We start from the raw sequence: 25474 nt of genomic DNA on the forward strand, positions 1-25474 counted from the left end.
ATGAAGGCCTTATCATAACTGCCTCACCTCTATGATGATGTTGCCGTCGGCGTCCGAGCGTGCCCGGTCACCGGGTTCGAGCACGGTGGTGGCGTCCATCTGTTCGAGGATCGCCGGCCCTTCGATGATGGCATCGAGCGGCAGTTTTTCGCGTGCGTAGACCGGCGTATCGTGCCACGTGCCGGCATACCAGACCGGCCGGATCTCGCGCCGTGCCTTATCGAGCGTTTTGGCGCGCCCGGCGGGGTCGATCAGGCGCGCCAGATCGATCGCCGGACGCACGCCCGTCACCGATGTGTTGAGATTGACCAGATTGGCGCGGATCTCCGGCAGCTCGACCTTGAAGCGGGCGAAATAGGCCTTTTCGAAAAGCTGCTGCAATTCGTGCCGAGTCACCGAGGACGATGGCAGCGGCACGTTGATGATATGGGTCTGGCCGACGAACTGCATATCGGCGGAATGGGTGACGCGGATCGTTTCCGGCTTCACCGCTTCCTTGCCGATCAGCTCCTCGCCTTCATTTCGGTGCCGTTCCAATACAGCATGAAGCTTGGTTTCATCGAGGCCGGCCACCGGCTGATTGACCGTGTTGACGAAATCATGGCGGAGATCGGCGACAACGCAGCCGAGGGCATTGGTGATGCCGGGCCGCGCCGGCACCAGCACCTTTGGCAGGCCGAGTTCGCGCGCCAGCGCGGTCGCATGCAGCGGCCCGGCGCCGCCAAAGGCGAACAGCGCGAAATCGCGCGGATCGTGGCCGCGCGAAACCGAGACCATGCGGATGGCGCCGGCCATCTTCATATTGCCGAGCCTCAGCACCGCGCCCGCCGCCTCGACGCCGGACAGGCCGGTCGGCTTGCCGATCTTGTCCTCGAAGATGCCGGTGACGCGCTCGACCGTGACCGGGTTTTCGACCGCAAGCAGCTTCTTCGGCGCCAGCCGTCCCAGCACCAGATTGGCGTCGGTGATGGTCGGCTCGCTGCCGCCGCGCCCATAGCAGATCGGACCGGGATTGGCGCCGGCACTTTCCGGGCCGATCTGGATCAGGCCGGCCGCATCGACGCGGGCGATCGAGCCGCCGCCGGCGCCGACCGTATGCACCGCCACCATCGGCACATGGATCGGCATCGCATATTCGATCTCGATCTCGTTCGAGACGGCAGGCTCGGCATTGCGGATCAGCGCCACGTCGGTCGAGGTGCCGCCCATGTCGTAGGTGACGAGGTTTTCGAAGCCCGCACGCTTTCCCGTATAGGCGGCGGCAATGACGCCGGAGGCCGGCCCGGACATCACGGTCTTGGCCGATTCACGTGTGACGAAACGGGCCGAGATCATGCCGCCATTGCCGTTCATGATCAGGAAGTCGCGGGCGTAACCCTTGGCCGCCAGCTCCTTGCGCAGCCTTTCGACATAGCGTTCGAGGATCGGCTGCACCGAGGCATTGACGGAAGCCGTCACGCCCCGCTCGAACTCGCGCGCTTCCGACAGCAGCGCATGGCCCGTCGTGATATAGCCGTTCGGCCAGAGTTCGGCGGCGATTTCGGCCGCGCGCCGCTCATGCGACGGGTTGGCGTAGGAATGCAGGAAATGGATGACGAGGGATTCGCAGCCGGCCGCGATCAACTGCGAAACCGCCGCGCGCATCCCGGCCTCGTCGAGCGGCTCGCGGATGGAGCCCGAGGCCTCGACCCGCTCCGACACTTCGAGCCGGAGATTGCGGGGAATGATCGGCACGAATGTGCCGGTCATGCCATAGGGCTGCGGCCGGGTCCGCCGGCCAAGCTCGATCACGTCGCGAAAGCCGCTCGTGGTGATCATGCCGGTCCTGGCCAGACGGCGTTCCAGCACGGCGTTGGTGGTGGTGGTGGTGCCATGCACGATGAGATCGATGCTATTGACCGGAAAGCCGGTGACGCCGAGGGCCGAGACGACGCCGAAGGCCTGGTTGTCAACCGTGGTCGGGGTCTTGGCGATATGCACCCGGCCGCCGTTGCGGCCGTCGATCAGAAGCAGGTCGGTGAAGGTTCCGCCGACATCGATGCCGGCGACGACGCTGCCCAGGGAATCCAGCGCCCGCGCCGAAAAATTCTCTTTCATTGTCGAAACCCGAAATGCCCGGACTATGGATATGTCTTAGTTTGGAAAGGTGTTTTACGGCGGTCTCTTGACGCAAATATCATTTGTATACTAATAAATTCCGGACACAAGAGCTTACCGCTTCGGAGTGTGCAACCGCACGCTGGAACCTGACCGGTTCGGGCGCGCAGGAGAAGGTTTGGCGCCCCGGGCCTGAAGATTAGGTCTGAAGTTGGGCCAGAAGGTTAGGTTTGATGAACACCACATCCGCGTTCAACACCGCCGGCGCCCGCCCGCTGCAATTCCCTATACCGGCCAATGTCCATGCCGAAACCGTCGTCTCGGTGAAGCACTATACCGACCGGCTGTTTTCGTTCCGCATCACCCGGCCGCAGTCGCTGCGCTTCCGCTCCGGCGAGTTCGTCATGATCGGCCTGCCCAATGCCGAGAAGCCGGTGTATCGCGCCTATTCCGTCGCCAGTCCGGCCTGGGACGACGAGCTGGAATTCTTCTCGATCAAGGTGCCGGACGGCCCGCTTACCTCCGAACTGCAGAAGATCCAGGTCGGCGACACCGTCATCATGCGGCAGAAGTCGACCGGCACGCTGGTGCTCGATGCGCTGACCCCCGCAAAACGGCTGTTCATGATCTCGACCGGCACCGGTATCGCGCCCTTCGCCAGCCTGCTGCGCGATCCCGATACCTATGAGAAGTTCGATCAGGTCATCCTGACCCACACCTGCCGCGACAATGCCGAACTCACCTATGGCCAGGAACTGGTCGCGGCATTGGAGAACGACCCGCTGATCGGCGAACTGACCGGCGGCCGCGTCACGCTCTACAATTCCACGACGCGTGAAGAATCGTCGCGCATGGGCCGCATCACCGCGCTGATCGGTTCGGGCAAGTTCTACAGCGACCTCGGCATCGACAAGCTCGATCCCGAGACCGACCGCATCATGATCTGCGGCTCGATGCACATGCTGAAGGACGTCAAGGAACTCGCCGAAAGCCTGGGCTTCCACGAAGGCTCGCTGCATCAACCGTCGAGCTTCGTCGTCGAGCGCGCTTTCGTCGGCTGAGGGGCAGGCGCTTCGTTCCAAATCAAGTTTGACCTTTCGGTCAAAAACCAGCTGCTTTGACGGCCTTTTTCCGTTATGACCGCGTGAAAGACTCGTGAAGTACGACTTCACGGGCTATCTTCGGCATGATCGCTGAACAAAGGGGCAGGAGATGAGCAGCACAATCCGCGAGGCCGGCCTTGGTGGCGGCGCTTCCAAGGTCACGCCGCTGCCGGCACGCACCGCCGCCAACACGCCCGTGCCGCCAGACCATGCCATCGCCCGCAATCCAGGCATGCGGCTCGATCTCGGCTTCATGGAATCGGTGCGCAGCGTCAATCGCTCGGCGCTGGAACACCGCGTCGCCAGCCTGACCAAGCGGCGCTCGATCAAGGCCGACAACCAGGCGGCCTGGCTGCTGCGCGCGGTGGCCTGCATGGACCTGACGACGCTGAACTCCAACGACACCGAGGAGCGCGTGCGCCGGCTCTGCGCCAAGGCGATCAACCCGTTCCGCCGCGACATCGTCGAGGGCCTTGGCATTACGGGCGAAACTATCCGTCCGGCGGCGGTCTGCGTCTATCATCCCTTCGTCGCCACGGCCGTCGACGCCGTGCGCGGCACCGGCATCCGTGTCGCCGCCGTTTCCACCGCTTTCCCGCACGGCCTCGCGCCGCTGTCGACGCGCCTGCAGGAAATCGAGGCCTCGGTCCGCGACGGCGCCGACGAGATCGACGTCGTCATTCCGCGCGGCCTGGTTTTCGGGGCCAAATGGCAGGAACTCTATAACGAGATCGTTTCGATGCGCGCCGCCTGCGGCGAGGCGCATCTCAAGGTCATTCTCGGCACCGGCGATCTCGCCACGCTGCGCAATGTCATGCTGGCCTCCATGGTGGCGATGATGGCCGGCGCCGATTTCATCAAGACCTCGACCGGCAAGGAAAGCGTCAACGCGACGCTGCCCGTCGGCCTCGCCATGGTGCGCGCCATCCGCGCCTATTTCGAGGAGACCGGCTATCTCATCGGCTTCAAGCCGGCCGGCGGCATTTCCACGGCCAAGGTCTCGCTCGACTGGCTGGTGCTGATGAAGGAAGAACTGGGACGGCCTTGGCTGGAGCCGGAGCTGTTCCGCTTCGGCGCGTCGAGCCTTCTGACCGACATCGAGCGCCAGCTTGAGCACCATCTGACGGGCCACTATTCGGCCAATCACCGCCACGCGATGGCTTAGATCAGAGTTTTGAACGTGGAGTTCCTTCGCGCCCCCCTCTGTCCTGCCGGACATCTCCCTCTCCAGGGGGGAGATTGGATGTCATCCCAGCTTTCGCCAATTTTCAACGTTGTAAGATTGGCGATGCGGTCGAAGCTGCCAATCTCCCCCCTTGAGGGGGAGATGTCCGGCAGGACAGAGGGGGGCGCCGTAGAGCGCCTGCCAAAATCGAAATCTTCCTCGCGAAAGAGTTCTCCATGAACATTCTCGAACGCTATCACGCCATGGAATATGGCCCGGCGCCGGAGGCGCGGAATGAGGCCGATGCCTGGCTGGCAGCGCGCGATTTCGGCAAGGTGCTGTTCATTGGTGGCGACTGGAAAGCCGCCACAAGCGGCAAGACTTTCGAGACCAGCGATCCCTCCTCCGGCAAGCTGCTGGCCAAGGTGTCGGATGCCGGTGTAGCCGATATCGACGCGGCGGTTTCGGCCGCCGCGAAAGCCCTGCCGAAATGGTCCGCGTCCTCCGGCTATCAGCGCGCGAAAGTGCTGTACGCCATCGGCCGCGCCATGCAGCGCCACCAGCGCCTGTTCGCGGTGCTGGAATCGATCGACAATGGCAAGCCGATCCGCGAAAGCCGCGACATCGACGTGCCGCTGGCAGTCCGCCATTTCATCCACCATGCCGGCTGGGCACAGGCGCTGGACAGGGATTTTCCGGATCACAAGGGCGTCGGCGTCGTCGGCCAGATCATTCCGTGGAATTTTCCGCTGCTGATGCTGGCCTGGAAGATCGCGCCCGCCCTTGCCGCCGGCTGCACGGTGGTGCTGAAGCCTGCAGAGTTCACGCCGCTCACCGCCATCCTGTTCGCCGAGATCTGCGGACGCTCCGGCGTGCCGAAGGGCGTCGTCAACATCGTCCAGGGCGGCCCGGAAGCGGGTGCGGCGATCGTCAATCATGCAGGCATTCAGAAGATCGCCTTCACCGGTTCGTCGGAAGTCGGCAAGATCATCCGGAAAGCCACCGCGGGGTCCGGCAAAAAACTGTCGCTGGAGCTTGGCGGCAAGTCGGCCTTCGTCGTCTTCGAGGACGCCGATCTCGACAGCGCCGTCGAGGGTCTGGTCGACGGCATCTGGTTCAACCAGGGCCAGGTCTGCTGCGCCGGTTCGCGGCTGCTGGTGCAGGAAGGCATAGCCGACGCCTTCATCGCCAAGGTCAAGGTGAGGATGAGCCGGCTGCGCGTCGGCAGCCCGCTCGACAAGAACACCGATATCGGCCCGCTGGTCGATTTGAGCCAGCTCGACCGCGTCAAGGGCCTGGTCGCGGAAGGGGCGAAACAGGGCGCCGTCTGCTGGCAGCCGGACGCAGCCCTGCCATCCTCTGGCTACTACCATCTTCCGACGTTAGCCACCAGTGTTTCGCCGGCTAATATCCTGGCCCAAGAAGAAGTATTCGGGCCGGTTCTTGCGACCATGAGTTTCCGCAACACAGAGGAAGCGATCGAGCTCGCCAACAACACCCGTTACGGTCTGGCCGCCTCGGTGTGGAGCGAGAACGTCAATCTCGCTTTGCATGTCGCGCCGCAGTTGAAGGCCGGTGTCGTCTGGGTCAACGGCACCAACATGTTCGATGCCGCCTGCGGCTTCGGCGGCTACCGCGAAAGCGGCTTTGGCCGCGAAGGCGGACGCGAGGGCATGTTCGAATATCTCGCGGCAAAACTGCCGCTTGGTCCGGTCGTCAAGCCGGCGGCGGCTTCGGTCCAACCCGTCGAGAGGTCGGAAGGCGACGCCATCGATCGCACGGCAAAGCTGTTCATCGGCGGCAAGCAGGTCAGGCCGGACGGCAACTATTCGATTGGCATTGCCACCGCCAAGGGCAAGCTTGCCGGCGAAGTCGGCCTCGGCAACCGCAAGGACATCCGCGACGCCGTCGCGGCTGCCCGCGCCTGCAAGGGGTGGCCGGAGGCGACCGCCTATAATCGTTCCCAGGTGCTCTACTATCTGGCCGAAAACCTCTCCGGTCGTGCCGATGAATTCGCCGCCCGTCTCACCGAGCTTACCGGCGCCGCCGCCAAGGCGGCGCGTGAAGAGGTCGAGCAGTCGATCGAGCGGCTGTTCCTCTATGCCGGCCTTGCCGACAAGTTCGAAGGCCGCGTGCATCAGCCGCCGGCCCGCGCGGTCACGCTGGCGTTGCACGAGCCGGTCGGCGTCGTCGGCATCGTGGCGCCGGACAATGCGCCGCTGCTCGGATTGATCTCGCTGGTGGCGCCGGCGCTCGCCGTGGGCAACACCGTGGTGGCCGTGCCTTCGGAAAAATATCCGCTGCTGGCCACCGACCTCTATCAGGTCATCGAATATTCCGACGTTCCGGCCGGCGCCATCAACATCGTCACCGGCCGCAGCGCCGAGCTCGCCGGCGTGCTGGCCAAGCACGACGATGTCGACGGGCTCTGGATCTTCGCCGATGCCGAGACCTGTGCCAAGGCGGAAGCGGACTCCGTTGGCAATCTGAAACGTGTGTGGACCGGTAACGGCCGCAGCCTCGACTGGACATCGGCTGACGCGGCAGGCGATGCCTTGCTGCGCCGTGCGGTCGAGGTCAAGAACGTCTGGGTGCCCTACGGCGATTGAGAGTTTCCAGTTGAATGACGATCGTGTTCGGGCTTGACGCCCGGATGTGTGTTCTTTAACGAGAAAAAACATTTTTATCAGTGAACTGCAGAAGCACAGGCCGCATGATAGCGCCTGACTGGCACATGACGCCTTGGCCGTCCGCAGATAAATGCGGATGACCCGAGCGGGCGAGGAGAAAAAGCATGGCGGATTTGGCAGGCAAGGTCGTTGTCGTCACGGCGGCGGCGCAAGGCATCGGCCGGGCGAGCGCGCTGGCTTTCGCCAAGGCAGGCGCCGTGGTGCACGCCACCGACATCAACGAGGTGCTGCTCGCCGAACTCGGCAAGACATCGGGGATCAAGACCCGCAAGCTCGACGTGCTGAACGATGCGGCCGTCAACGCCGCCTTCGCCGAGATCGGCGCCGTCGACGTGCTGTTCAACTGCGCCGGCTTTGTCCATTCAGGCTCGATCCTCGATATGAAGGAGGCCGATCTGGATTTCGCCTTCAACCTCAATGTGCGCGCGATGATCCGCACCATCCGCGCCGTGCTGCCCGGTATGCTGGAGCGTGGCGACGGCGCGATCATCAACATGGCCTCGCTGGCCAGCTCGACCAAAGGTGTGCCGAACCGCTTCGTCTATGGGCTGACCAAGGCGGCGGTGATCGGACTGACCAAGGCGGTCGCCGCCGACTATGTCGGCAAGGGCATACGCTGCAACGCGATCTGCCCCGGCACGGTCGAGAGCCCGTCGCTGCAGGACCGCATGCATGCGCAGGGCGACTATGAGGCGGCCCGCGCCGCCTTCATTGTCCGCCAGCCAATGGGCCGGCTGGGGACGCCCGAAGAAATCGCCGATCTCGCCGTCTATCTCGCCGGCGCCACCTATACGTCGGGACAGGCTTACAATATCGACGGTGGCTGGTCGATCTAAGAGGCCACCGGCCGCAATCAGGAGAAAAAGAATGAAACTGCTGCGCTATGGCGACGCGGGGAGCGAACGCCCCGGTCTCATCGATGCGGATGGAACGATCCGCGACCTCTCCGCCCATGTCGCCGACATCGCCGGAACGACGCTCCATCCGGCGTCGCTGGACATGCTGTCGAAGCTCGATGCGAAATCGCTGCCGGCGGTTTCCGGCAGCCCGCGCATCGGCGCCTGCGTTGCCGGCACCGGCAAGTTCATCTGCATCGGCCTCAACTATTCCGACCATGCCGCCGAAACCGGCGCCACCGTGCCGCCGGAGCCGATCATCTTCATGAAGGCAAGCTCGGCCATCGTCGGGCCTGACGACGACGTGCTGATCCCGCGCGGCTCGGTCAAGACCGACTGGGAGGTCGAGCTTGGCGTGGTCATCGGCAAAACCGCCAAATATGTCAGCGAGGCTGAGGCGTTCGATTATGTCGCCGGCTACTGCGTCTCGCATGACGTGTCCGAGCGCGCCTTCCAGGCCGAACGGCAGGGCCAGTGGACCAAGGGCAAGAGCTGCGACACGTTCGGGCCGATCGGGCCGTGGCTGGTCACCAAGGACGAGGTGAAGGACCCTCAGAACCTGCCGATGTGGCTGAAGGTCAACGGCAAGACGATGCAGAACGGCTCGACCAAGACCATGGTCTATGGCGTCGCCTATCTCGTTTCCTATCTCAGCCAGTTCATGTCGCTGCATCCGGGCGACATCATCTCCACCGGCACGCCGCCCGGCGTCGGGCTGGGCATGAAGCCGCCGGTGTTCCTGAAGGCCGGCGACGTCGTCGAGCTGGGCATCGAAGGCATGGGTACGCAGAAACAGACGTTCAGGGCGGACGTCTGAGCGCCGTTCCTTCTCCCCTTGCGGGAGAAGGCGGATCGGCGCGTAGCGCCGAGACGGACGAGGGGTGCTGGAAGAAACGCGGCGAGAAAACATCGAAGGATTTTAGGCACTTACGCCTTCAAGGCAGCGATCCTTCCAACACCCCTCATCCGACCGAGCTTCGCTCGGCCACCTTCTCCCACAAGGGGGACAAGGGGTAGCCGGCGCTACTTCAGCACCTTGCCATCGGCCCCGAACCTATACGTCTTCGCCGGATCCGGCGTTGCGTAGAGCGTGGCGCCGGGTTCGGCGTTGTAGACGCCGAAGATACGCACTGTGATCAGCCCGGCCTTTTCGCAATCGAGATAAAGATTGGTGTCGGCGCCGAGATGCTCGGCATGGACCACCGTTCCCTTCCAGGTGCCGGATTTCGGATCGACGGTCAGATGCTCAGGGCGAACGCCGATGGTTTTGGCCGTCTCGCCCAGTCTCGCGCCATCAACGAAATTCATCTTGGGCGAGCCGATGAAGCCGGCGACGAAATCATTGGCCGGCGAATTATAAAGCTCCATCGGGCCGCCGATCTGTTCGATCCTGCCGGCGTTGAGCACGACGATCTTGTCGGCCAGCGTCATCGCCTCGACCTGATCGTGAGTGACATAGATCATCGTCGCCTTCAGCCGGCGGTGCAGCTGCGCGATCTCCAATCGCGTGTTGACGCGCAGCGCTGCATCAAGGTTCGAAAGCGGTTCGTCGAACAGAAAAAGCTTGGGCTCGCGCACCACGGCGCGGCCGATGGCGACGCGCTGGCGCTGGCCGCCGGAGAGTTCCGCCGGCCGCCTTTCGAGATACGGCTCCAGCGACAGCATCGAGGAGGCGATGCCGATGCGCCGCCCGATCTCGGCCGCCGGCGTGCCGGCCTGCTTCAATCCGAGGCCCATATTGTTCCTTACCGTCAGATGCGGATAGAGCGCATAGGTCTGGAATACCATGGCGATGCCGCGCTTGGCCGGCGGCGTGGCGGAGACATCCTCGCCGTCGATGACGACGCGGCCCGAAGTCGAGTCCTCCAGTCCGGCAATGACCCTGAGCAAGGTCGACTTGCCGCAGCCCGACGGGCCGACGAAGACGACGAACTCGCCATCCGTCACTTCGAGGTTGATGCCCTTCAGCACCTCGACCGGCCCGAAAGCCTTCTTCACGTTCTCGATGTTCAGCGAGCCCACGGCGTCGTTCCTGTTCTAGAGTTTGACGGCGGCGCCACTGCGCACGCTCTCGTCGGCGGCAAGGCAGACGGCGAGCGACTTCACCGCGTCGTCCATATGGCGGGTCAGATCGATATCCTCTCGAACTGCCTTCAGCACGAAGGCCTGTTCGAGATCGCAGAGATCCTGATGGCCGGGTTCGCCTTCCATCGATAGCATCTCGTCAGGCCTGGCGAACCTGCCGTCCGGGCCGGTCGCCGCACTGTGCAAGCGAATGGTCGAGGTCTTGGTGTGGGTGTCGATGTCGTCGGACCTGACACCCTCTTTCATCACGATCGATACGCAGCCATTCGGCGAGATGACGTCCTTCACGAAAAAGGCCGTTTCCGAAATCATCGGCCCCCAGCCGGCTTCGTACCAGCCAACCGAACCGTCATCGAACAGCACCTGCAGATGGCCGTAATTGTACATCGAGGGCGCCACCTCATCGGTCAACCGCAGCCCCATGCCGCGCACCTCGACCGGTTTGGCGTCGGTGATCTGCAGCATCACGTCGAGATAGTGCACGCCGCAATCGACGATCGGCGACGTGGTCTGCATCAACTGCTTGTGCGTCTCCCAGGTATGACCCGAGGATTGCTGGTTGAGATTCATGCGGAACACATAGGGGCCGCCGAGCTTGCGCGCCTCGGCAATCAGCCGGATCCAGGACGGGTGATGGCGCAGGATGTAGCCGATCACCAGCTTTTTGCCGTTGGCCTTGGCGGCCGCGACGACGCGCGTTGCATCGGCGACAGTGGTTGCCAGCGGCTTTTCGACGAAGACATGGCAGCCTGCCTCGAACGCCCTGACCGCATAGTCGGCATGGCTGTCGGAATAGGTGGCGATGCAGGCGACATCGGGTTTTTCGTCACGCAGCGCGTCGTCGAAAGAGTGCCTGATGCCGTAGCCGGAGAGCCCGCCCGGTAACGGCACGTCGGAACGGTTGATGAGTGCCGCGATCTCAAAACCCGGATTGGTGTGGTAGGCCAGCGCATGGCTGCGGCCCATATTGCCGAGCCCGGCGACGACGACGCGAAGGGGTTTTTGCGAACTCACTTGACGGCTCCCGACGTAATGCCGCGGATCAATTGCCGCGAGAAGATGACGTAGAGGATCAGCACCGGCATGATCGCCAGCGAGAGTGCTGCCAGGATCGCGTTCCAGTTGGTGACGAACTGGCCGAGGAAGAGCTGCGCGCCGAGCGTCACCGTCTTGGTCTCTTCCGATGGCGCCAAAATCAGCGGGAACCACAGATCGTTCCAGATCGGGATCATGGTGAAGACGGCGACGGTTGCCATCGACGGCCTGACCAGCGGCAGCACCAGCCGGAAGAAGATGGTGTATTCCGATAGCCCATCGATGCGGCCGGCATTCTTCAAATCGTCGGACACCTGTTTCATGAACTCCGACAGGATGAAGACGGCGAGCGGCAGGCCTTGCGCGGTGTAGACAAGGATCAGCGCCGTCAGCGTGTTGACCAGCCCGCTCGCCACCATCAATTGCAGGATGGCGACGGTGCCGAGGCGGATCGGGATCATGATGCCGAGCGCGAGATAAAGCCCCATCATCGTGTTGCCGCGGAAGCGATATTCCGACAGCGCGAAGGCGGCCATGGCGCCGAACAGCAGCACGAAGAACAGCGATGCGACCGTGACGACGAGACTGTTCTGGAAATAGTGGATGAAATCGCCCTGGCCGATGACCGTGGTGTAGCCGATCAGGTCGAAGGTTTTGGGCGTCGGCGGCGTCAGCGGCGCGCCGAAGATGCCGGCGCGGGATTTGAACGAATTCATGATCACGATGATCACCGGAAACAACGCGATCACCGTGTAGGTCAACAGAATCGCGTGGGCGCCGATGCTGCGGGGAAGGGAGCGGGTTGCCGTGCTCATTGGAAAGTCTCCTGACGAGCTGCATTTCCAAGGAACGGCGCCAAGGCACCCCCCTCTGTCCTGCCGGACATCTCCCCCTCAAGGGGGGAGATCGGCAGCTTCGCCAAAGGCGTTCCTTTTGCGACGTCGGTGATTGGCGAAAGCAGTGATGACATCCAATCTCCCCCCTTGAGGGGGAGATGGCCGGCAGGCCAGAGGGGGGCGTTCAAGCTCGACATATCAGCCCCTCAGAACTGGTAACGACGCAGGCGCGTCTGCACGAGGAAGAGGTAGACGCACACACCGCCGAGGATGATCAGGAACATCATCGTGGCGATTGCCGCGCCCATGTTGGGATCGCCGACCTGCAGCTGGAAGCCGAAGAAGGCGCGGTAGAGGAAGGTGCCGAGGATGTCGGTCGAATAGTTCGGGCCGGCGAGCGCGCCTTGCGCGGTGTAGATCAGGTCGAAAGCGTTGAAATTGCCGACGAAGGTGAGGATCGAGATGATGCCGATCGACGGCAGGATCAGCGGCAGCTTGATCTTCCAGAACTGCGACATGCCGGTGATGCCATCGCATTCGGCGGCCTCGATCACCTCCTCGGGGATGGACAGCAATGCGGCATAAATCAGCATCATCGGGATGCCGACGAACTGCCACACCGAGATCAGGCTGAGCGTGGTCAGCGCATATTCTTCCTTGCCGAGCCACGGCGTGAACAGGCTCTTGAGTCCTATAAGGTCGAGCAGGTTCGGCGCCACGCCCCACAGCGGCGACAGAATCAGTTTCCAGGCGAAGCCGACGATGACGAAGGACAGGATGGTCGGCACGAAGATCGCCGTACGGTAGAAGGCCGCGAAGCGCAGCTTCGGGCTGGACAACAGTGCCGCCAGCAACACCCCGATCGGGTTCTGCACCAGCATGTGGATGATGAAGAACCAGACATTGTTCCTGAGCGCATTCCAGAAATTGACCGACCAGTTGGGGTCGCCGAACAGCGTGCGGAAATTTTCCAGCCCGACGAAGACCTGCGACTGGTCGATGTTACGGAACAGCGACAGCTGCAGCGTGCCGGCCAGCGGCAGGATCATGATCGCCGTATAGACGAGCAGCGCCGGTGCCAGGAAAACGCCGATGTGCCAGCGGAACGGTCGTTTGGGTGCTGCGGCCATGAGTTCGGTCCCCGCCGATCAGGTCTGGGCAAAATGCTTCTGTCGGCAGCGCTGCCCTCACCCTTACCCTCTCCCCGTGAAGGACGGGGAAAGGGGTCGCCAGCGTTGCGGCTTGTCCCTTCTCCCCGTCACCATACGGGGAGAAGGTGCCGGCAGGCAGATGAGGGGCGGCGCTGTCGTTCGCAGTCGATGCTATCGAAAAACGCAGGGCCGTCCACTTGGAACGGCCCTGCCCGTTGCCTGAGCTCTTACTTGCCCGCCCTGTACCAGCTGTCGAGGCCGTCCTGCAGCTTCTTGGCGGCAGCTTCCGGCGTATCGGTGCCGTTGATGACGTTGGCCGATTCGACCCACGTCTCGTTCTCGAGGTTCGGCGTGCCGCGCGACAGGATCTGGTAGGTAGAGCGGATCGTCGACTTGCACTTGCCGCGCCAGGAGACGAATTCCTGGGCCAGCGGGTCTTCCATCTTCACCGGCGTGTTGTTCAGGCTGAAGAAGCCCGGCAGCGCGTTGGCGTAGATGGTGGCGAAGTCGGGCGAGGCGACCCAGGACAGGAAGGTCTTGGCCGCATCGGCATTCTTCGAAGCAGCATTCAGACCCATGCCGATATCGGTATGGTCGGAGATGTAGCAGGTGTCGCCGGCCTTCTCGACCGGCGGCGGGAAGGCGCCCATCTTGAACTGCGCCTGGGTGTTGAACAGGCCGATCTCCCACGAACCGGCCGGGTAGATGGCGGCGCGGCCGAGCGTGAACAGGTTCTGGCTGTCGGGATAGGTCTGCGCCTCGAATCCGTCGCCGAGATAGGGCTTCCACCTGGCCAGCTCCTTGAAGGGCTCGACCCACTGCGGATCGGTGAGCTTCTGCTCGCCCTTGATCAGCGCCAGGCGGCCTTCCTCGCCCTTCCAGTAGTTCGGGCCGATGTTCTGGTAGCCCATGGTCGCCGCTTCCCAGAGGTCCTTGGTGCCCATCGCCATCGGGATGTAAGTGCCGTCGGCCTTGATCTTGTCGAGCGCGGCGAAGAATTCGTCGCGCGTCTCCGGCACCTTGATGCCGAGCTTGTCGAAGGCGTCCTTGTTGTAGATGAAGCCGTGAATGACGGAGGCCATCGGCACGCAGAAGCTCGCCTTGCCGTCGTCGGTCTGCCAGGCGGCCTTGGCGACGTCGGAGAAGTTCTCCATGCCGGGCAGCGCCGAGAGATCGGCTAGGTTGCCCTTCTTGTAGAGTTCCAGCGACTTGTCGAAGGGACGGCAGGTGATCAGGTCGCCGGCCGAGCCGGCGGCGAGCTTGGCGCCCAGCGCCGCGTCGTATTCGGTCGGCGCCGACGGCGCGAACACCACCTTGATGCCCGGGTTCCTGGATTCAAAAGCCGGGATCAGCTTGTCCTTCCAGATGGCAAGGTCGTCGCCGCGCCAGCTTTCGATGTTGAGGGTTACGTCTTGGGCACAAGCCACCCCGGCGGAGCCGAGAATGCTCGTGCCGAGAAGAAGTGCCGTCAATAGTTTCGTTGTCATGCTCAGTCTCCCTGTTGACCTTTTTCAGGTTCGGTTTTGATGAGAACGGAGGCATTGCGCCCCTTGCTCCCCTCGATCGCGGAAAGCGCCGGTCGCAGCTTCTGGCCGGTCCCTTCCAGTATCTTCTGCGCCGCATCGGCGCTGGCAGCACCGGCGGCGAGCAGAATGGCGGTCTTGACGGCGCCGCCGCTCTTTTCGAGCAAGCGCGCCGCATCGTCCCTGCCGCGCCCCGAGATGGCGGCGACGATGCGCGCCGCGCGGTCGCGCAGCTTGATGTTGTCGGCCATGAGGTTGACCATGTAGCCGTCATGGACGTGGCCGAGATGGATGGCGGTGAGCGTCGACAGCATGTTGAGCGCGATCTTCTGGGCTGTGCCGGCGCCCATGCGCGTCGAGCCGGCGATCAGCTCCGGCGGCGTTTCGAGCAGGATGGCGATGTCGGCCAGCCGCAACAGCGGCGCATCCCTGTTGTTGGCGATGGCAATGGTGGCGGAGCCGCGCTTGCGCGCCTCCTCCAGCGCCCTGACCGCATAAGGCGTCGAGCCGCTGGCCGAAACGGCGATCAGGCAATCATCCTTGCCGATGCCGGCAACGGCGACCGCGGCCGCGGCTTCGCCGGTATCGTCCTCCGGACCGCCGGCCAGCGTCCTGAAGGCTTCGTCGCCACCGGCGATCAGGATGGCGATGCGGTCGCGCCTGATGCCGAAAGTACCCGGCAGTTCCAGCGCATCGGCCAGCGCCATCAGGCCTGAACTGCCGGCCGCGGCATAGGCGAGCTTGCCGCCGCCGTTCAGCCGGCCGGCGATGATCCCGGCCGCATCGGCTATTGCCGGAATGGCGCCGCGCACGGCCTTGGCGGCTTCGATCTGCGCATTGACTAACGAGGAAAGGATGGCGTCCGGGGCCTGGATGTCCAGCCCCTCGGCATTCTGGTGACGCGCTTCTGTGCGCTTCTCGGCCATACCGTTCCCTCCAATCCACAAAACAATACCAAAAAAATACCACTTGTCCACACGCATTAACGAATTCGACGTCCCGGAATTGCCTTGCCGGCGAAATATGCGGATTTTTCAATAAAGTACGCCTTAATTTTTTTGAAACGGAAATTAACTCTTGGCTATTGGTATTTTATTGGTATTATCCGCCCGGAGGAGAAATCGCGTGAAACTCGTGCTCGGCATCGATGGCGGCGGCACCAGCTGCAGGGCGGCCCTTGCAACGGCCGACGGCAGCGTCCTCGGCCGCGCCAAAAGCGGTGCCGCCAACATCCGCACCGACCTCACCGGCGCCAGGGCCAATATCGTCGACGCAGCGCAGCAGGCCTTTGTCGCCGCGGGCAGGGATCCCGCACTGATCCCGCAGACTCCGGCCGTTCTCGGCCTTGCCGGCGCCAATGTCGGCACCTACAGGCAGCAACTCGAAGCGATCCTGCCGTTCCGCATCAGCCGTGTCGAGACCGACGCCGAGATCGCGCTGGAAGGCGCGGTTGGCTCCGGCGACGGCGCCATGGCCATACTCGGCACCGGCACCGCCTATATGGCGCGCAAGCAAGGCAAGTCGCGCGCCATCGGCGGCTGGGGGTTCCAGGTCGGCGACCAGGGCAGCGGCGCCCGCATCGGCCGCGACCTGCTCGAACAGACGCTGCTCGCCCATGACGGCATCCGCCGGGGCTCGCCGCTGACCGAAGCCATGCTCGCCATCTTCCGCAACAACCCCGAGGATGTGGTCGAGTTCACCACCAACGCCAAGCCGGGCGATTTCGGCGGCTTCGCGCCCAAGGTCTTCGACCATGCTAAAAAGGGCGACACCGTCGCCAACTGGATCCTCGACAAGGCGGTCGCCGATGTCGAGGCAGCGCTCGGCGTGCTGGATCTCTCGGGCACCGCCCCGCTTTGCCTGCTCGGCGGGCTGGCGCCGCTCTATGCGCCGCGCCTGTCGGCGCGCTACCAGGCGCTCATGAAGCCACCGCTCGACGATGCGCTGGGCGGCGCGGTGCAGATGGCGGTGCGTCTTTTCGCCAGAGCAGCGGAGGCGGCGCGATGAGCGAGGCCGCCGACCAGATCTTCGCCACGCTGAAGCAATCCTCGCAAAGCGGCGCGCCGCTTTATCTCCAGCTCAGGAAGAGCATCGAGGACGCCGTCAATCGCGGCCTGATCGGACCAGGCGACGCGCTGCCTTCCGAGCGCGACATCGCCACGAAGGCCGATATTTCGCGCGTCACCGTGCGCAAGGCGGTGCAGGACCTGGTCAAGGGCGGCATCCTCATCCAGCGCCATGGCTCCGGCACTTTCGTCGCGCCGCGCATGGAGCGCGTCGAGCAATCGCTGTCGCGGCTGACGTCCTTCACCGAGGACATGGCCCGGCGCGGCATGGCCGTGCGGTCGGCCTGGTTGGACCGCGGCCTTTATGCGCCATCGCCCGATGAGATGATGGTGCTCGGCCTGTCGTCGAACGAACTGGTGGCGCGCGTGGCGCGCCTGCGCATCGCCAACGACACGCCGCTGGCGATCGAGCGCGCGGCGCTGTCGGCAAGCGTGCTCCCCGACCCGGCGGGGATAGGGTCCTCGCTCTACGCGGCGCTGGAACTGACCGGCCACCGGCCGGTGCGGGCAGTGCAGCGCATCTCCGCCGCCAATCTCGGCGACAGCGACGCGCGGCTGCTTGAAGTGCCGCCCGGCATTGCCGGCCTGCATATCGAACGCATTTCCTATCTGGCGAGCGGCAAGGTGATCGAGTTCACCCGCTCCATCTACAGGGGCGACGCCTATGATTTCGTCGCCGAACTCCGGCTGAGCGGGCCGGGAGAAGAGGTCCGGCCATGAACGCAACCAAAACCCATATGCGGCGCGAGATCGAGGAAATCCCGGAAGCCACCGCCCGGCTGCTCGACGGTTCGGCAGCGGTGCTGACCGAAGCCGGACGCGGCATTCGCGAGCGTGATCCGCATTTCATCGTCACCGTCGCGCGCGGCTCGTCCGACCATGCCGCCACCTTCATGAAATACGCCGTCGAGCTGACCGCCGGCCTCGCCGTCGCCTCGGTCGGCCCGTCGATCGCCTCGATCTATGGCGCGAAACTCAGGCTCGCCGGCTCCGCCTGCCTCGCGATCTCGCAGTCTGGCAAGAGCCCGGACATCGTCGCTATGGCGCAAGCGGCAAGGGCCGGCGGCGCGCTGACCGTCGCCATCACCAACACCGCCGATTCGCCGCTCGCGCGAGCCTCGGATTACGCCATCGATATCCTTGCCGGGCCGGAGCTGAGCGTCGCGGCGACCAAGACCTTCGTCAATTCGGCGGTCGCCGGCCTCGCCCTGATGGCGCACAGCACCGGCGACGACAAGCTGCTGGCAGCGCTTGCCCGGCTGCCGGAGCATTTCCGCAAGGCGATCGCCTGCGACTGGATGGCGCTGGCCGGTGCGCTGAAGACGCCAAGATCGCTGTACATCCTCGGTCGCGGCCCGTCCTCGGCGTTTGCCAACGAAGCGGCGCTCAAGTTCAAGGAGACATGCGCCATGCATGCCGAGGCCTATAGCGCGGCCGAGGTCATGCATGGGCCGCTGGCGCTGGTCGGGCCGGGCTTTCCGGTGCTGGCGCTGGCCGCCCGCGATGCTTCCGAGCCGTCGGTCGCCGAGGCTGCGGACGCTTTGGCGGGCAAGGGCGCGGCGGTCTTCGTCACCTCGGACAAGGCAAAGAGCGCCCAGCCCCTGCCGCATGTCGCCACCGGCCATCCACTGACCGATCCGCTGACGCTGATCGTGTCCTTCTATGGCTTCGTCGAGGCCTTTGCCCGTCATCGCGGCCTCGATCCGGACCTGCCGCGCAATCTGCGCAAGGTGACGGAAACAGTATGAGCGACCGTTTTGCCCTGACTGGCGCCCGCATCTTCGACGGCGACGACTGGCACGAGGATGCGGCCCTTGTCGTGCGCGACGGCCTGGTTGAAGCCATCATTCCCAATGGCGCCATTCCATCCGGCATCGATCGTATCGAGACCGGCGGCGGCATGCTGGCGCCGGGCTTCGTCGACCTGCAGGTCAATGGCGGCGGCGGCGTCATGGTCAACGATCATCCCGATGTCGGCTCGATCGAAACCATCTGCCGGGCGCATGCGCCCTTCGGCACGACAGCACTGCTGCCGACGCTGATCACCGACACGCCCGACATCACCGCGGCGGCGGTTGCCGCGGGGGTTGAAGCGGCGCGGCGGAAAGTGCCGGGGTTTCTCGGCCTGCATCTTGAAGGTCCGCATCTGTTGATCGCCCGCAAGGGCGCGCATGACCCGGCGTTGATCCGGCCGATGACGGATGCCGACCAGGCCGCGCTGATCGCCACGCGGCGGAAGCTGCCGGTGCTGCTGACGACGATCGCGCCCGAATCCGTCGAAGCCGCCCGCGTCTCGGTGCTGGCCGAGGCCGGCCTTGTCGTCAGCCTCGGCCATTCCGACACCTCCTATGCCACGGCGCGCGCCTTTGCCGAGGCCGGCGCCACGATGGCCACGCATCTGTTCAACGCCATGAGCCAGATCGGCAATCGCGAGCCGGGGCTGGCGGGTGCTGCCATCGACATCGGCGCCTTCCATGCCGGCATCATCGCCGACGGCATCCATGTCGATCCCGCCACCATGGCGATTGCGTTGCGCGCCAAGAAGGGACCGGGCAGGATTTTCCTCATCACCGACGCCATGGCGACGATCGGTACCGACATGACCTCGTTCACGCTGAACGGCCGCACCATCTACCGCAAGGACGGCAGCCTGCGGCTGGCCGATGGAACGCTTGCCGGCGCCGATCTCGACATGATCACCGCCGTGCGCTTCGTCAATCGCGTCGTCGGGCTGGAGCTCTCCGAGGCATTGCGCATGGCCTCGCTCTATCCGGCCGAGGCGATCGGCCAGGCGCATCGGCTCGGGCGCTTCGTCAACGGCACCGCGGCGGACATCGTTGCGCTGTCGGATGATCTCGACGTCAAAGGCGTCTGGATCGGCGGCGACAAGGTTTTCGAGGCTTAAGGGATAAGCCGCTCGGCCCTTAGCTGCGCAAAAAGATCGAGGAACGAGCGTTCGGTCGACTGATAGTCGGTGAAGCCGAGTTCGCGGCTCTTGGTCATGTCGGTCATCACCTCGATCGGGCGGCCGAGATCGAGATCGGTATGCCAGGGCGAGGCCAAACGGTCGAGGTCGGCCTCCTTCAATCCGTATTTCGCCACCATGCCCTTCCAGATTGCCGGCGCGTCGGCCATCTCGGCTTCGAGCGGATGGATCGCACCGTCGAATCCGGCCGGCTCGACGCCGAACCATGCCGCCAGGCGCGGCCACAGCCAGTTCCAGCGGAAGAAGTCGCCATTGACGACGTTGAAGGCTTGGTTGCGCGCCGCCCCGGTGGTGCTCGCCCAGGCAAGGTGCTTGGCCAGGATGCCGGCGTCGGTGACGTCGCACAGGCCGTTCCACTGCCCGCCCGAACCCGGCCAGCGGAAAGGGCGGCCGGTCTCCTTGCAGACCGAGGCGTAGACGGCCAGCGTGCTGCCCATGTTCATCGCATTGCCGATCGCCTTGCCAATGACAGTGTGCGGGCGGTGGATCGACCAGGTGAAGCCGTCGCGCCTGGCGGCGGCATAGACCTCGTCTTCCTGGGCGTAGTAGAAGTTCGGCAGGTCCAGCCTCGGCTGTTCCTCGCGCAGCGGCGTCACCGGCAGGAAGCCGCCCGATACATAGGCGTCGAACGGCCCAAGATAATGCTTCAGGCCGGTGACCAGCGCCACGTGGCGCACGGATTTCTTCGGCGACAGCGCATCCAGCACATTCCTGACCATGGCGCTGTTGACCTCGATATTCTCCGCCTCGGTCGGGCGCCGCGACCACGTCGTGAAGAACACATGCGTCGGCGCGACATCCGCAAGCGCTGCCTTGACAATCGTCGCGCTGAGCAGATCGGCGGCGACCGGTCGCATGCCCGGCACGTCGCCGCCCGGGTTGCGCGACAGGCCGTGAACCGTCCAGCCACGGCCAATCAGTTCACGGGCAAGATTGCCACCGATCATGCCGCTCGCGCCAACCACCAATGCCGTATGATCTGCCATGCGTCATCTCCTCAGAGGGCCGGTTCGCACAACGCGAAAGCCGGCATTATTGTTTGTTACCGGCGAGGATAGAACGTCACGTCAAAGCGGCAACGGTCGTGTTGTTCAGAATGATAAAGTTTGGAGGCCACCTCGGCGACGGGACGTCGGCGGAATGCTCGATTTGATAATTCTTCCTGTTGCATCCCAAAAAGCCAAACGGAAGATGCCCGACTGGAGGAGCGGGTCGCCTTTGGACGATCCGGCAGGCGACGGCTTTCGCCCTGCAGCATTGAGGAGGAAATCGCATGGCCAAGGTAGAGCTGCTGGCGGCGTACTGGACCATTTCCGGTGACCGATACCCGATGGGTCCGAGCGAAGTCAGTCCCTTCTCCTTGCGAGAGCGGGCCGAGGCGGCTTCCGCCGCCGGTTACACCGGCATGGGCCTGGTCTACCAGGACATCATGGCGAATGCGGTCAAGATCGGCCTCAAGGGCATCAAGCAGATCTTCGACGACAATGGCATCGTCCATGTCGAAGTCGAATTCCTCGGCGACTGGTTCGAAACCGGCGAGAAGAAAGCCGCCTCCGACAGGGTCAAGCACGATCTGCTCGAGGCGGCGGCCGTGCTTGGCGCGCGCGACCTGAAGATCGCGCCCAAAATGTATGCCGAGACGATCGACATCCCGCATTATGCGGCGGCCTTTGCCGAAGTCTGCGAGGATGCGCGGGCGGCCAACACCAATGTCGCGATCGAGATGCTGCCCTTCACCAACATACGCGACTTGAAGACGGCACGCGAAGTGGTGCGGCAGGCGGGCCAGGACAATGGCGGGCTGTGCATCGACATCTGGCACGTGGCGCGCGGCGGCATGAGTTATGACGAGCTTCGCGAGCTGCCGGCCAGCTATTTCAAATCGGTCGAGCTCAACGACGCCAAGGCGGAGGTCGTCGGCACGCTGTGGGAAGACACGCTCCATCATCGCCTCCTGTGCGGCGAAGGCGCGCTCGATCCGCGTTCCTTCATCAGGGCGGTCCAGGCCACCGGATTCAACGATTTCTTCTCGGTCGAGGTGCTCAGCGAGACCCACCGGCTGCTGCCGCTCAAAGAGCAGGCGAAGCGCTCCTACGATACGACGATGGCAATGTTCGAACCGGCGGAAAAAGTCGCCGGCTGATAAATCAAGAAACGATCGGGAGAGAGCAAAATGCAGACAAATCTCGCTGGAAAAACGGTGCTGATCACCGGTGCGGCGCTCGGCATCGGCCGCGCCACCGCGCTCGCCTTCGCCAGGGAAGGTGCCCAGGTGGCGCTGGTCGACATCGACCGAGCAGGGGTCGATGCGGTGATCGCCGAAATCAAGGCGCTTAGCGCCAAGGCCAGCGCCGGCATCGGCGACCTCAGCACCGGCGACGGCGTCATCGGCGCGATGGGCGAGGCGCTGAAGCCGTTCGGCGGCTCGCTCGACGTTCTCGTCAACAATGTCGGATCGGGCGCGGTGCGCACCTTCGACCAGCTCACTGACGAGGAATGGGACAAGACCTTCCAGCTCAATTTCATGAGCTATGTCAGGGCGACGCGCGTGGCGCTGCCGATCCTGCGGCAGAGGGGCGGCGTCATCATCAACAACGCCTCCGATCTCGCCCGCCAGCCGGAGCCGGTACCGGTCGACTACAGTGCGTCCAAATCCGCCGTGCTGGCGCTGACCAAAGGCCTGGCGCGGGCCGAAGCGCCGAAGATCCGGGTCAATGCGGTTGCGCCAGGGCCGATCTGGACACCGTTCTGGTCGAAACCCGGCGGCTTCGCCGAAACAATGGGCAAGTTCCACAACATGCCGCCGAAGCAGGCCGTCGAGCACGAAATGAGTCTTAGGCAACTGCCGCTCGGGCGTCTCGGCGAGCCGGCGGAAGTCGCCAATGTCGTCGTCTTCCTGGCCTCCGATCTCGCCTCCTTCGTCACCTCCGCCGTCTGGGGCGTCGACGGCGGCTCGATCCGCAGCATCATCTGATCCGCCGCCTCCGCACTTCCAGATTTGCGCATGATCCTTTCCGGGATCATGCACGGTAGGCGAAGCCGGCGCGCGCTTTGCCGGCTTACGAACATCCGCTGAGCGTCCGGCCCGCCATTCTATCAAAATGATATTCTTGCGTGTTGAAACGCTGGGGACGCCAGCGAACACTGTCCTAACATTGGCGCCGAGGGAAGAGGTCGGCGCCAATGATTGGGAGGAATGAAAATGCAAAGCGTGTTCAAGACGAAACCGCGCCGCTCTGGCGTGGCTGCAATGATCCTATCGGGCGCCACGATCGCCGTGGCAGCGATGCTGATGCCGGCCAATGCTGAAAGCATCAAGCTCGGCTATTCCGCGCCGTTCCTGACCGATCCGTTCCAGGCGATCATGGCCAACCAGACGCTGAAGGCGGTCAAGGATGCCGGCATGGAGGCCATGCCGGCAACCAACGCCAATGGCGATGCCGGCAAGCAGGCGACAGACATCCGCAACCTGATCTCGGCCGGCGCCAAGGTGCTGATCGTCAATCCGACCGACAGCCAGGCCATCGTGCCGGTGCTGGAATTCGCGGCGTCGAAGAACGTTCCCACCGTGCTGATCGACATCGCCCCGGCCAAGGGCAAGTCGGCGATGATCGTGCGCGCCGACAACAAGGGTATCGGCGGCAAGGCGTGCGAGGCGCTGGGTGCTGCCATCGGCGGCAAGGGCAAGGTGCTTTCGCTGATGGGCGACCAGGCCACGACCAACGGCCGCGACCGCACGACCGGCTTCAACGAATGCATGAAGGCGAAATACCCCGATGTGACCATCATCGAGCAGCCGACATACTGGAAGACCGACAAGGCGACGTCGGCGGCGCAGACCGTGGTCACCACGACGCCCGATCTCACCGCGATCTACATGCAGAGCGATTCGGTGATGCTCGCCGGCGTGCTCAACGTCTTGAAGAGCGCCGGCAAGCTGACGAAGGTCGGCGAACCGAACCATATCTTCCTGGCGACCGTCGACGGCACGCCCTACGCGCTGGAGAAGATCCGCGAGGACCTGCTCGACGTGGCGGTCGCCCAGCCGCTCGACCTCTATGCCAAGTTCGGCGCCTTCTATGCCAAGGCGGCCGCGGAAGGAAAGACCTTTACCGCCGGCCCGACCGACCATAACAGCGAGATCGTGCCGGTCGGCGACAATCTTATGGACTATCTGCCGGCGACCGTCGTCACCAAGGCCAATGCCAGCGATCCGTCGCTCTGGGGCAACCAGACGGAAAAATGATCTTGCGATGCGCGGACCCCGCATGGAGTGAAAGTCCGCGCATCGCGATCGTTTCTGACTGACTCAGGAATGCCCGGAGCCGACCGATGAGCGCCGTCGAAACCTTTGCAGCCGAAGCACACGGCATCAATAAGCGCTTCGGTCCGATCGAAGTGCTGCACGATGTCGGGATCTCGATCCCGGTCGGCGACGCGCGCGCTTTGGTCGGCCGCAACGGCGCCGGCAAATCGACGCTGGTCGGGCTGCTCACCGGCCTCTATGGCGCCAATGCCGGCGAGATCCGCCTCGGCGGCAGACCCGCGCCGTCGCTCGGCGACCGGCAGGGCTGGCGCGAGCGGGTGGCCTGCGTCTATCAGCGCTGGATGGTCATTCCCCACCTGACAGTGGCGGAAAACCTGTTCCTGAACAATCAGCCGCGAAACGGTTTGGGGTTAGTCGACTCGCGCCGGCTGCGCGAAGAATCGATCGCCGTGCTCGACGATTGGGGTCTCGACGTCGCGCCCGATCTCGATGCCTGGCGGCTGACCGTAGAACAGCGCCAGATCGTTGAGATCGCGCGCGCCCTGTTGCAGGGAAGTCGTTTCATCATCCTCGATGAACCCACGGCCGAGCTCGAACGGCGCGAGGTCAATCGCCTGTTCGAGCGCATCCGCGGCCTGCAGGAGCAAGGCGTCACCTTCCTCTACATCTCGCATCATCTGGAGGAAATCTACGAGATCTGCCGCACCGTGACGGTGATGCGCGATGGCCGCGTCGTCGCCGACGCCAGGCTCGACGATTTGCCCAAGGACCGGCTGGTCGCCGCCATGGTCGGCGATTTCGCGGCATCGGGCGCAGGCAGGAAGAGCGGCGATTCCGCGAGCAAGGCGCAGATGGCGCCCGGTCTCGACATCGGCGGGCTCACCCTGAAGGACAGCCTGGAGGACATCAACCTCAGCGTCCATTGCGGCGAATGCGTCGGGCTGGCCGGGCTCGCCGGCTCTGGCAAGGACAAGATCGCCGAGGCCGTCGCCGGCCTGCTCGCTCCGGATGCCGGCACCATCGCCATCCACGGCACAAAGACGCCGCTCGGCGATGTCGGGGCGATGCGCGCGGCCGGCGTCGGCTATGTCGCGCGAGACCGGCATGTCAGCGGCCTGTTCCCGCTGATGTCGATCGGCGACAATCTGACGACGACCGTGCTGCCGAAGCTCGGGCCGTTCGGTTTCGTCTCGACCGGCCGGCAATCCGACATGGTCGACCGGCAGATCGCCGAACTCGGTATCGTCGCGACCTCCGGCTCGCAGCCGATCGGCGAGCTCTCCGGCGGCAACCAGCAGAAGGCCATGGTCGGCCGCGCGCTCGCCTCGGACCCGAAGGTGCTGGTGCTGGCGGCGCCGACGCAAGGCGTCGACATCGCCTCGAAGGATGCACTCTACCGCATCATCAATGCCGCCAGGGATCGTGGCATGGCCGTTCTCGTCGTGTCGGACGATCTCGACGAACTGGCGATCTGCGACCGGGTCGAGGTGATCTTCCGCGGCCGCCTGACGCGCAGCTTCGCCAGGGGCTGGAACGACCAGGACGTCGTCGCGGCAATCGAAGGACTGTACTGA

21 protein-coding genes are annotated in these 25474 nt (G+C 64.2%); 13 read left to right on the forward strand and 8 right to left on the reverse strand.

The features are described 5' to 3' along the window. Positions 1–12: 12 nt before the first annotated feature. Positions 13–2097, reverse strand: a complete 2085-nt coding sequence (locus MESS2_RS04890) for a hydantoinase/oxoprolinase family protein (protein ID WP_008872982.1) — start codon at positions 2095–2097, stop codon at positions 13–15. 233 nt (positions 2098–2330) lie between these two features. Here MESS2_RS04890 and MESS2_RS04895 point away from each other — a divergent pair, with 233 nt between their 5' ends. From MESS2_RS04895 to MESS2_RS04915, 5 genes are all read left to right on the forward strand, one after another. Then, positions 2331–3158, forward strand: coding sequence for a ferredoxin--NADP reductase (locus MESS2_RS04895; protein WP_008872983.1), 828 nt, complete (start codon positions 2331–2333; stop codon positions 3156–3158). Positions 3159–3309: 151 nt separating this feature from the next. Further along, positions 3310–4365: a deoxyribose-phosphate aldolase gene (deoC, locus tag MESS2_RS04900; RefSeq protein WP_008872984.1), complete on the forward strand. Its 1056-nt coding sequence runs from the start codon at positions 3310–3312 to the stop codon at positions 4363–4365. A gap of 236 nt (positions 4366–4601) precedes the next feature. Next, positions 4602–6974, forward strand: coding sequence for an aldehyde dehydrogenase family protein (locus tag MESS2_RS04905; protein ID WP_008872986.1), 2373 nt, complete (start codon positions 4602–4604; stop codon positions 6972–6974). A gap of 185 nt (positions 6975–7159) precedes the next feature. After that, on the forward strand, positions 7160–7891 hold the full coding sequence (locus MESS2_RS04910; protein WP_008872987.1) for an SDR family oxidoreductase: 732 nt from the start codon (positions 7160–7162) through the stop codon (positions 7889–7891). Positions 7892–7922: 31 nt separating this feature from the next. Then, the gene (locus tag MESS2_RS04915) at positions 7923–8768 is read left to right on the forward strand and encodes a fumarylacetoacetate hydrolase family protein (protein ID WP_008872988.1); all 846 of its coding nucleotides are present in this window, start codon (positions 7923–7925) and stop codon (positions 8766–8768) included. Between the two features lie 206 nt (positions 8769–8974). Here the strand turns inward: MESS2_RS04915 and MESS2_RS04920 are convergent, their stop codons facing one another. The 6 genes from MESS2_RS04920 to MESS2_RS04945 all read right to left on the reverse strand — a co-directional run bounded on the left by MESS2_RS04920 (position 8975) and on the right by MESS2_RS04945 (position 15507). After that, positions 8975–9973, reverse strand: coding sequence for an ABC transporter ATP-binding protein (locus MESS2_RS04920; protein WP_008872989.1), 999 nt, complete (start codon positions 9971–9973; stop codon positions 8975–8977). Positions 9974–9988: 15 nt separating this feature from the next. Continuing rightward, entirely contained in the window at positions 9989–11050 is a 1062-nt protein-coding gene (locus tag MESS2_RS04925; protein WP_008872990.1) for a Gfo/Idh/MocA family protein, read from the reverse strand. Continuing rightward, positions 11047–11886, reverse strand: coding sequence for a carbohydrate ABC transporter permease (locus MESS2_RS04930; RefSeq protein WP_008872991.1), 840 nt, complete (start codon positions 11884–11886; stop codon positions 11047–11049). The genes MESS2_RS04925 and MESS2_RS04930 overlap by 4 nt, the downstream gene beginning before the upstream one ends. 227 nt (positions 11887–12113) lie before the next feature. Then, entirely contained in the window at positions 12114–13037 is a 924-nt protein-coding gene (locus MESS2_RS04935) for a carbohydrate ABC transporter permease (RefSeq protein ID WP_008872992.1), read from the reverse strand. A gap of 248 nt (positions 13038–13285) precedes the next feature. Then, positions 13286–14545 carry an ABC transporter substrate-binding protein gene (locus tag MESS2_RS04940; RefSeq protein WP_008872993.1) on the reverse strand — a complete coding sequence of 420 codons (1260 nt, stop codon included), beginning with the start codon at positions 14543–14545 and terminating at the stop codon, positions 13286–13288. 2 nt (positions 14546–14547) lie between these two features. Continuing rightward, positions 14548–15507 carry an N-acetylmuramic acid 6-phosphate etherase gene (locus tag MESS2_RS04945; RefSeq protein WP_008872994.1) on the reverse strand — a complete coding sequence of 320 codons (960 nt, stop codon included), beginning with the start codon at positions 15505–15507 and terminating at the stop codon, positions 14548–14550. 199 nt (positions 15508–15706) lie between these two features. Here MESS2_RS04945 and MESS2_RS04950 point away from each other — a divergent pair, with 199 nt between their 5' ends. From MESS2_RS04950 to nagA, 4 genes are read left to right on the forward strand one after another with little or no spacing between them, the layout of a single operon-like run. Then, positions 15707–16588 (forward strand): glucosamine kinase nucleotide-binding domain-containing protein, encoded by an 882-nt coding sequence (locus MESS2_RS04950; protein ID WP_008872996.1) that lies wholly within the window; start codon positions 15707–15709, stop codon positions 16586–16588. Beyond that, complete coding sequence (locus MESS2_RS04955; protein ID WP_008872997.1) at positions 16585–17367, forward strand: GntR family transcriptional regulator; 783 nt, start codon at positions 16585–16587, stop codon at positions 17365–17367. The genes MESS2_RS04950 and MESS2_RS04955 overlap by 4 nt, the downstream gene beginning before the upstream one ends. Next, entirely contained in the window at positions 17364–18395 is a 1032-nt protein-coding gene (locus MESS2_RS04960) for an SIS domain-containing protein (protein ID WP_008872998.1), read from the forward strand. Before MESS2_RS04955 ends, MESS2_RS04960 begins: the two co-directional genes overlap by 4 nt. Next, positions 18392–19552 (forward strand): N-acetylglucosamine-6-phosphate deacetylase, encoded by a 1161-nt coding sequence (nagA, locus tag MESS2_RS04965; protein ID WP_008872999.1) that lies wholly within the window; start codon positions 18392–18394, stop codon positions 19550–19552. Before MESS2_RS04960 ends, nagA begins: the two co-directional genes overlap by 4 nt. Here the strand turns inward: nagA and MESS2_RS04970 are convergent. Continuing rightward, positions 19549–20619, reverse strand: a complete 1071-nt coding sequence (locus MESS2_RS04970; RefSeq protein WP_008873000.1) for an SDR family oxidoreductase — start codon at positions 20617–20619, stop codon at positions 19549–19551. The two genes, nagA and MESS2_RS04970, sit on opposite strands and share 4 nt — an antisense overlap. A 287-nt stretch (positions 20620–20906) precedes the next feature. On the opposite strand from MESS2_RS04970, the gene MESS2_RS04975 reads away from it, so the two are divergent. The 4 genes from MESS2_RS04975 (at position 20907) to MESS2_RS04990 (ending at position 25474) form a co-directional block, all read left to right on the forward strand. Continuing rightward, complete coding sequence (locus MESS2_RS04975) at positions 20907–21776, forward strand: sugar phosphate isomerase/epimerase family protein (RefSeq protein WP_008873001.1); 870 nt, start codon at positions 20907–20909, stop codon at positions 21774–21776. Between the two features lie 30 nt (positions 21777–21806). Then, positions 21807–22607, forward strand: a complete 801-nt coding sequence (locus MESS2_RS04980) for an SDR family NAD(P)-dependent oxidoreductase (protein ID WP_008873002.1) — start codon at positions 21807–21809, stop codon at positions 22605–22607. A gap of 228 nt (positions 22608–22835) precedes the next feature. Beyond that, entirely contained in the window at positions 22836–23879 is a 1044-nt protein-coding gene (locus MESS2_RS04985) for a sugar ABC transporter substrate-binding protein (RefSeq protein ID WP_008873003.1), read from the forward strand. 86 nt (positions 23880–23965) lie between these two features. Continuing rightward, positions 23966–25474: a sugar ABC transporter ATP-binding protein gene (locus MESS2_RS04990; protein WP_008873004.1), complete on the forward strand. Its 1509-nt coding sequence runs from the start codon at positions 23966–23968 to the stop codon at positions 25472–25474.

Source organism: Mesorhizobium metallidurans STM 2683 (genome assembly GCF_000350085.1).
GTDB lineage: Bacteria > Pseudomonadota > Alphaproteobacteria > Rhizobiales > Rhizobiaceae > Mesorhizobium > Mesorhizobium metallidurans.

Excerpts from the sequence above, each read along its gene's own strand:
- MESS2_RS04890 (WP_008872982.1), bottom strand. The coding sequence starts at position 2,097 with ATGAAAGAGAATTTTTCGGCGCGGGCGCTGGATTCCCTGGGCAGCGTC.
- MESS2_RS04915 (WP_008872988.1), top strand. The coding sequence starts at position 7,923 with ATGAAACTGCTGCGCTATGGCGACGCGGGGAGCGAACGCCCCGGTCTC.
- MESS2_RS04940 (WP_008872993.1), bottom strand. The coding sequence starts at position 14,545 with ATGACAACGAAACTATTGACGGCACTTCTTCTCGGCACGAGCATTCTC.
- MESS2_RS04930 (WP_008872991.1), bottom strand. The coding sequence starts at position 11,886 with ATGAGCACGGCAACCCGCTCCCTTCCCCGCAGCATCGGCGCCCACGCG.
- MESS2_RS04985 (WP_008873003.1), top strand. The coding sequence starts at position 22,836 with ATGCAAAGCGTGTTCAAGACGAAACCGCGCCGCTCTGGCGTGGCTGCA.
- MESS2_RS04960 (WP_008872998.1), top strand. The coding sequence starts at position 17,364 with ATGAACGCAACCAAAACCCATATGCGGCGCGAGATCGAGGAAATCCCG.
- MESS2_RS04970 (WP_008873000.1), bottom strand. The coding sequence starts at position 20,619 with ATGGCAGATCATACGGCATTGGTGGTTGGCGCGAGCGGCATGATCGGT.
- MESS2_RS04990 (WP_008873004.1), top strand. The coding sequence starts at position 23,966 with ATGAGCGCCGTCGAAACCTTTGCAGCCGAAGCACACGGCATCAATAAG.
- nagA (WP_008872999.1), top strand. The coding sequence starts at position 18,392 with ATGAGCGACCGTTTTGCCCTGACTGGCGCCCGCATCTTCGACGGCGAC.
- MESS2_RS04945 (WP_008872994.1), bottom strand. The coding sequence starts at position 15,507 with ATGGCCGAGAAGCGCACAGAAGCGCGTCACCAGAATGCCGAGGGGCTG.
- MESS2_RS04980 (WP_008873002.1), top strand. The coding sequence starts at position 21,807 with ATGCAGACAAATCTCGCTGGAAAAACGGTGCTGATCACCGGTGCGGCG.
- MESS2_RS04895 (WP_008872983.1), top strand. The coding sequence starts at position 2,331 with ATGAACACCACATCCGCGTTCAACACCGCCGGCGCCCGCCCGCTGCAA.
- MESS2_RS04935 (WP_008872992.1), bottom strand. The coding sequence starts at position 13,037 with ATGGCCGCAGCACCCAAACGACCGTTCCGCTGGCACATCGGCGTTTTC.
- MESS2_RS04910 (WP_008872987.1), top strand. The coding sequence starts at position 7,160 with ATGGCGGATTTGGCAGGCAAGGTCGTTGTCGTCACGGCGGCGGCGCAA.
- deoC (WP_008872984.1), top strand. The coding sequence starts at position 3,310 with ATGAGCAGCACAATCCGCGAGGCCGGCCTTGGTGGCGGCGCTTCCAAG.
- MESS2_RS04905 (WP_008872986.1), top strand. The coding sequence starts at position 4,602 with ATGAACATTCTCGAACGCTATCACGCCATGGAATATGGCCCGGCGCCG.
- MESS2_RS04975 (WP_008873001.1), top strand. The coding sequence starts at position 20,907 with ATGGCCAAGGTAGAGCTGCTGGCGGCGTACTGGACCATTTCCGGTGAC.
- MESS2_RS04955 (WP_008872997.1), top strand. The coding sequence starts at position 16,585 with ATGAGCGAGGCCGCCGACCAGATCTTCGCCACGCTGAAGCAATCCTCG.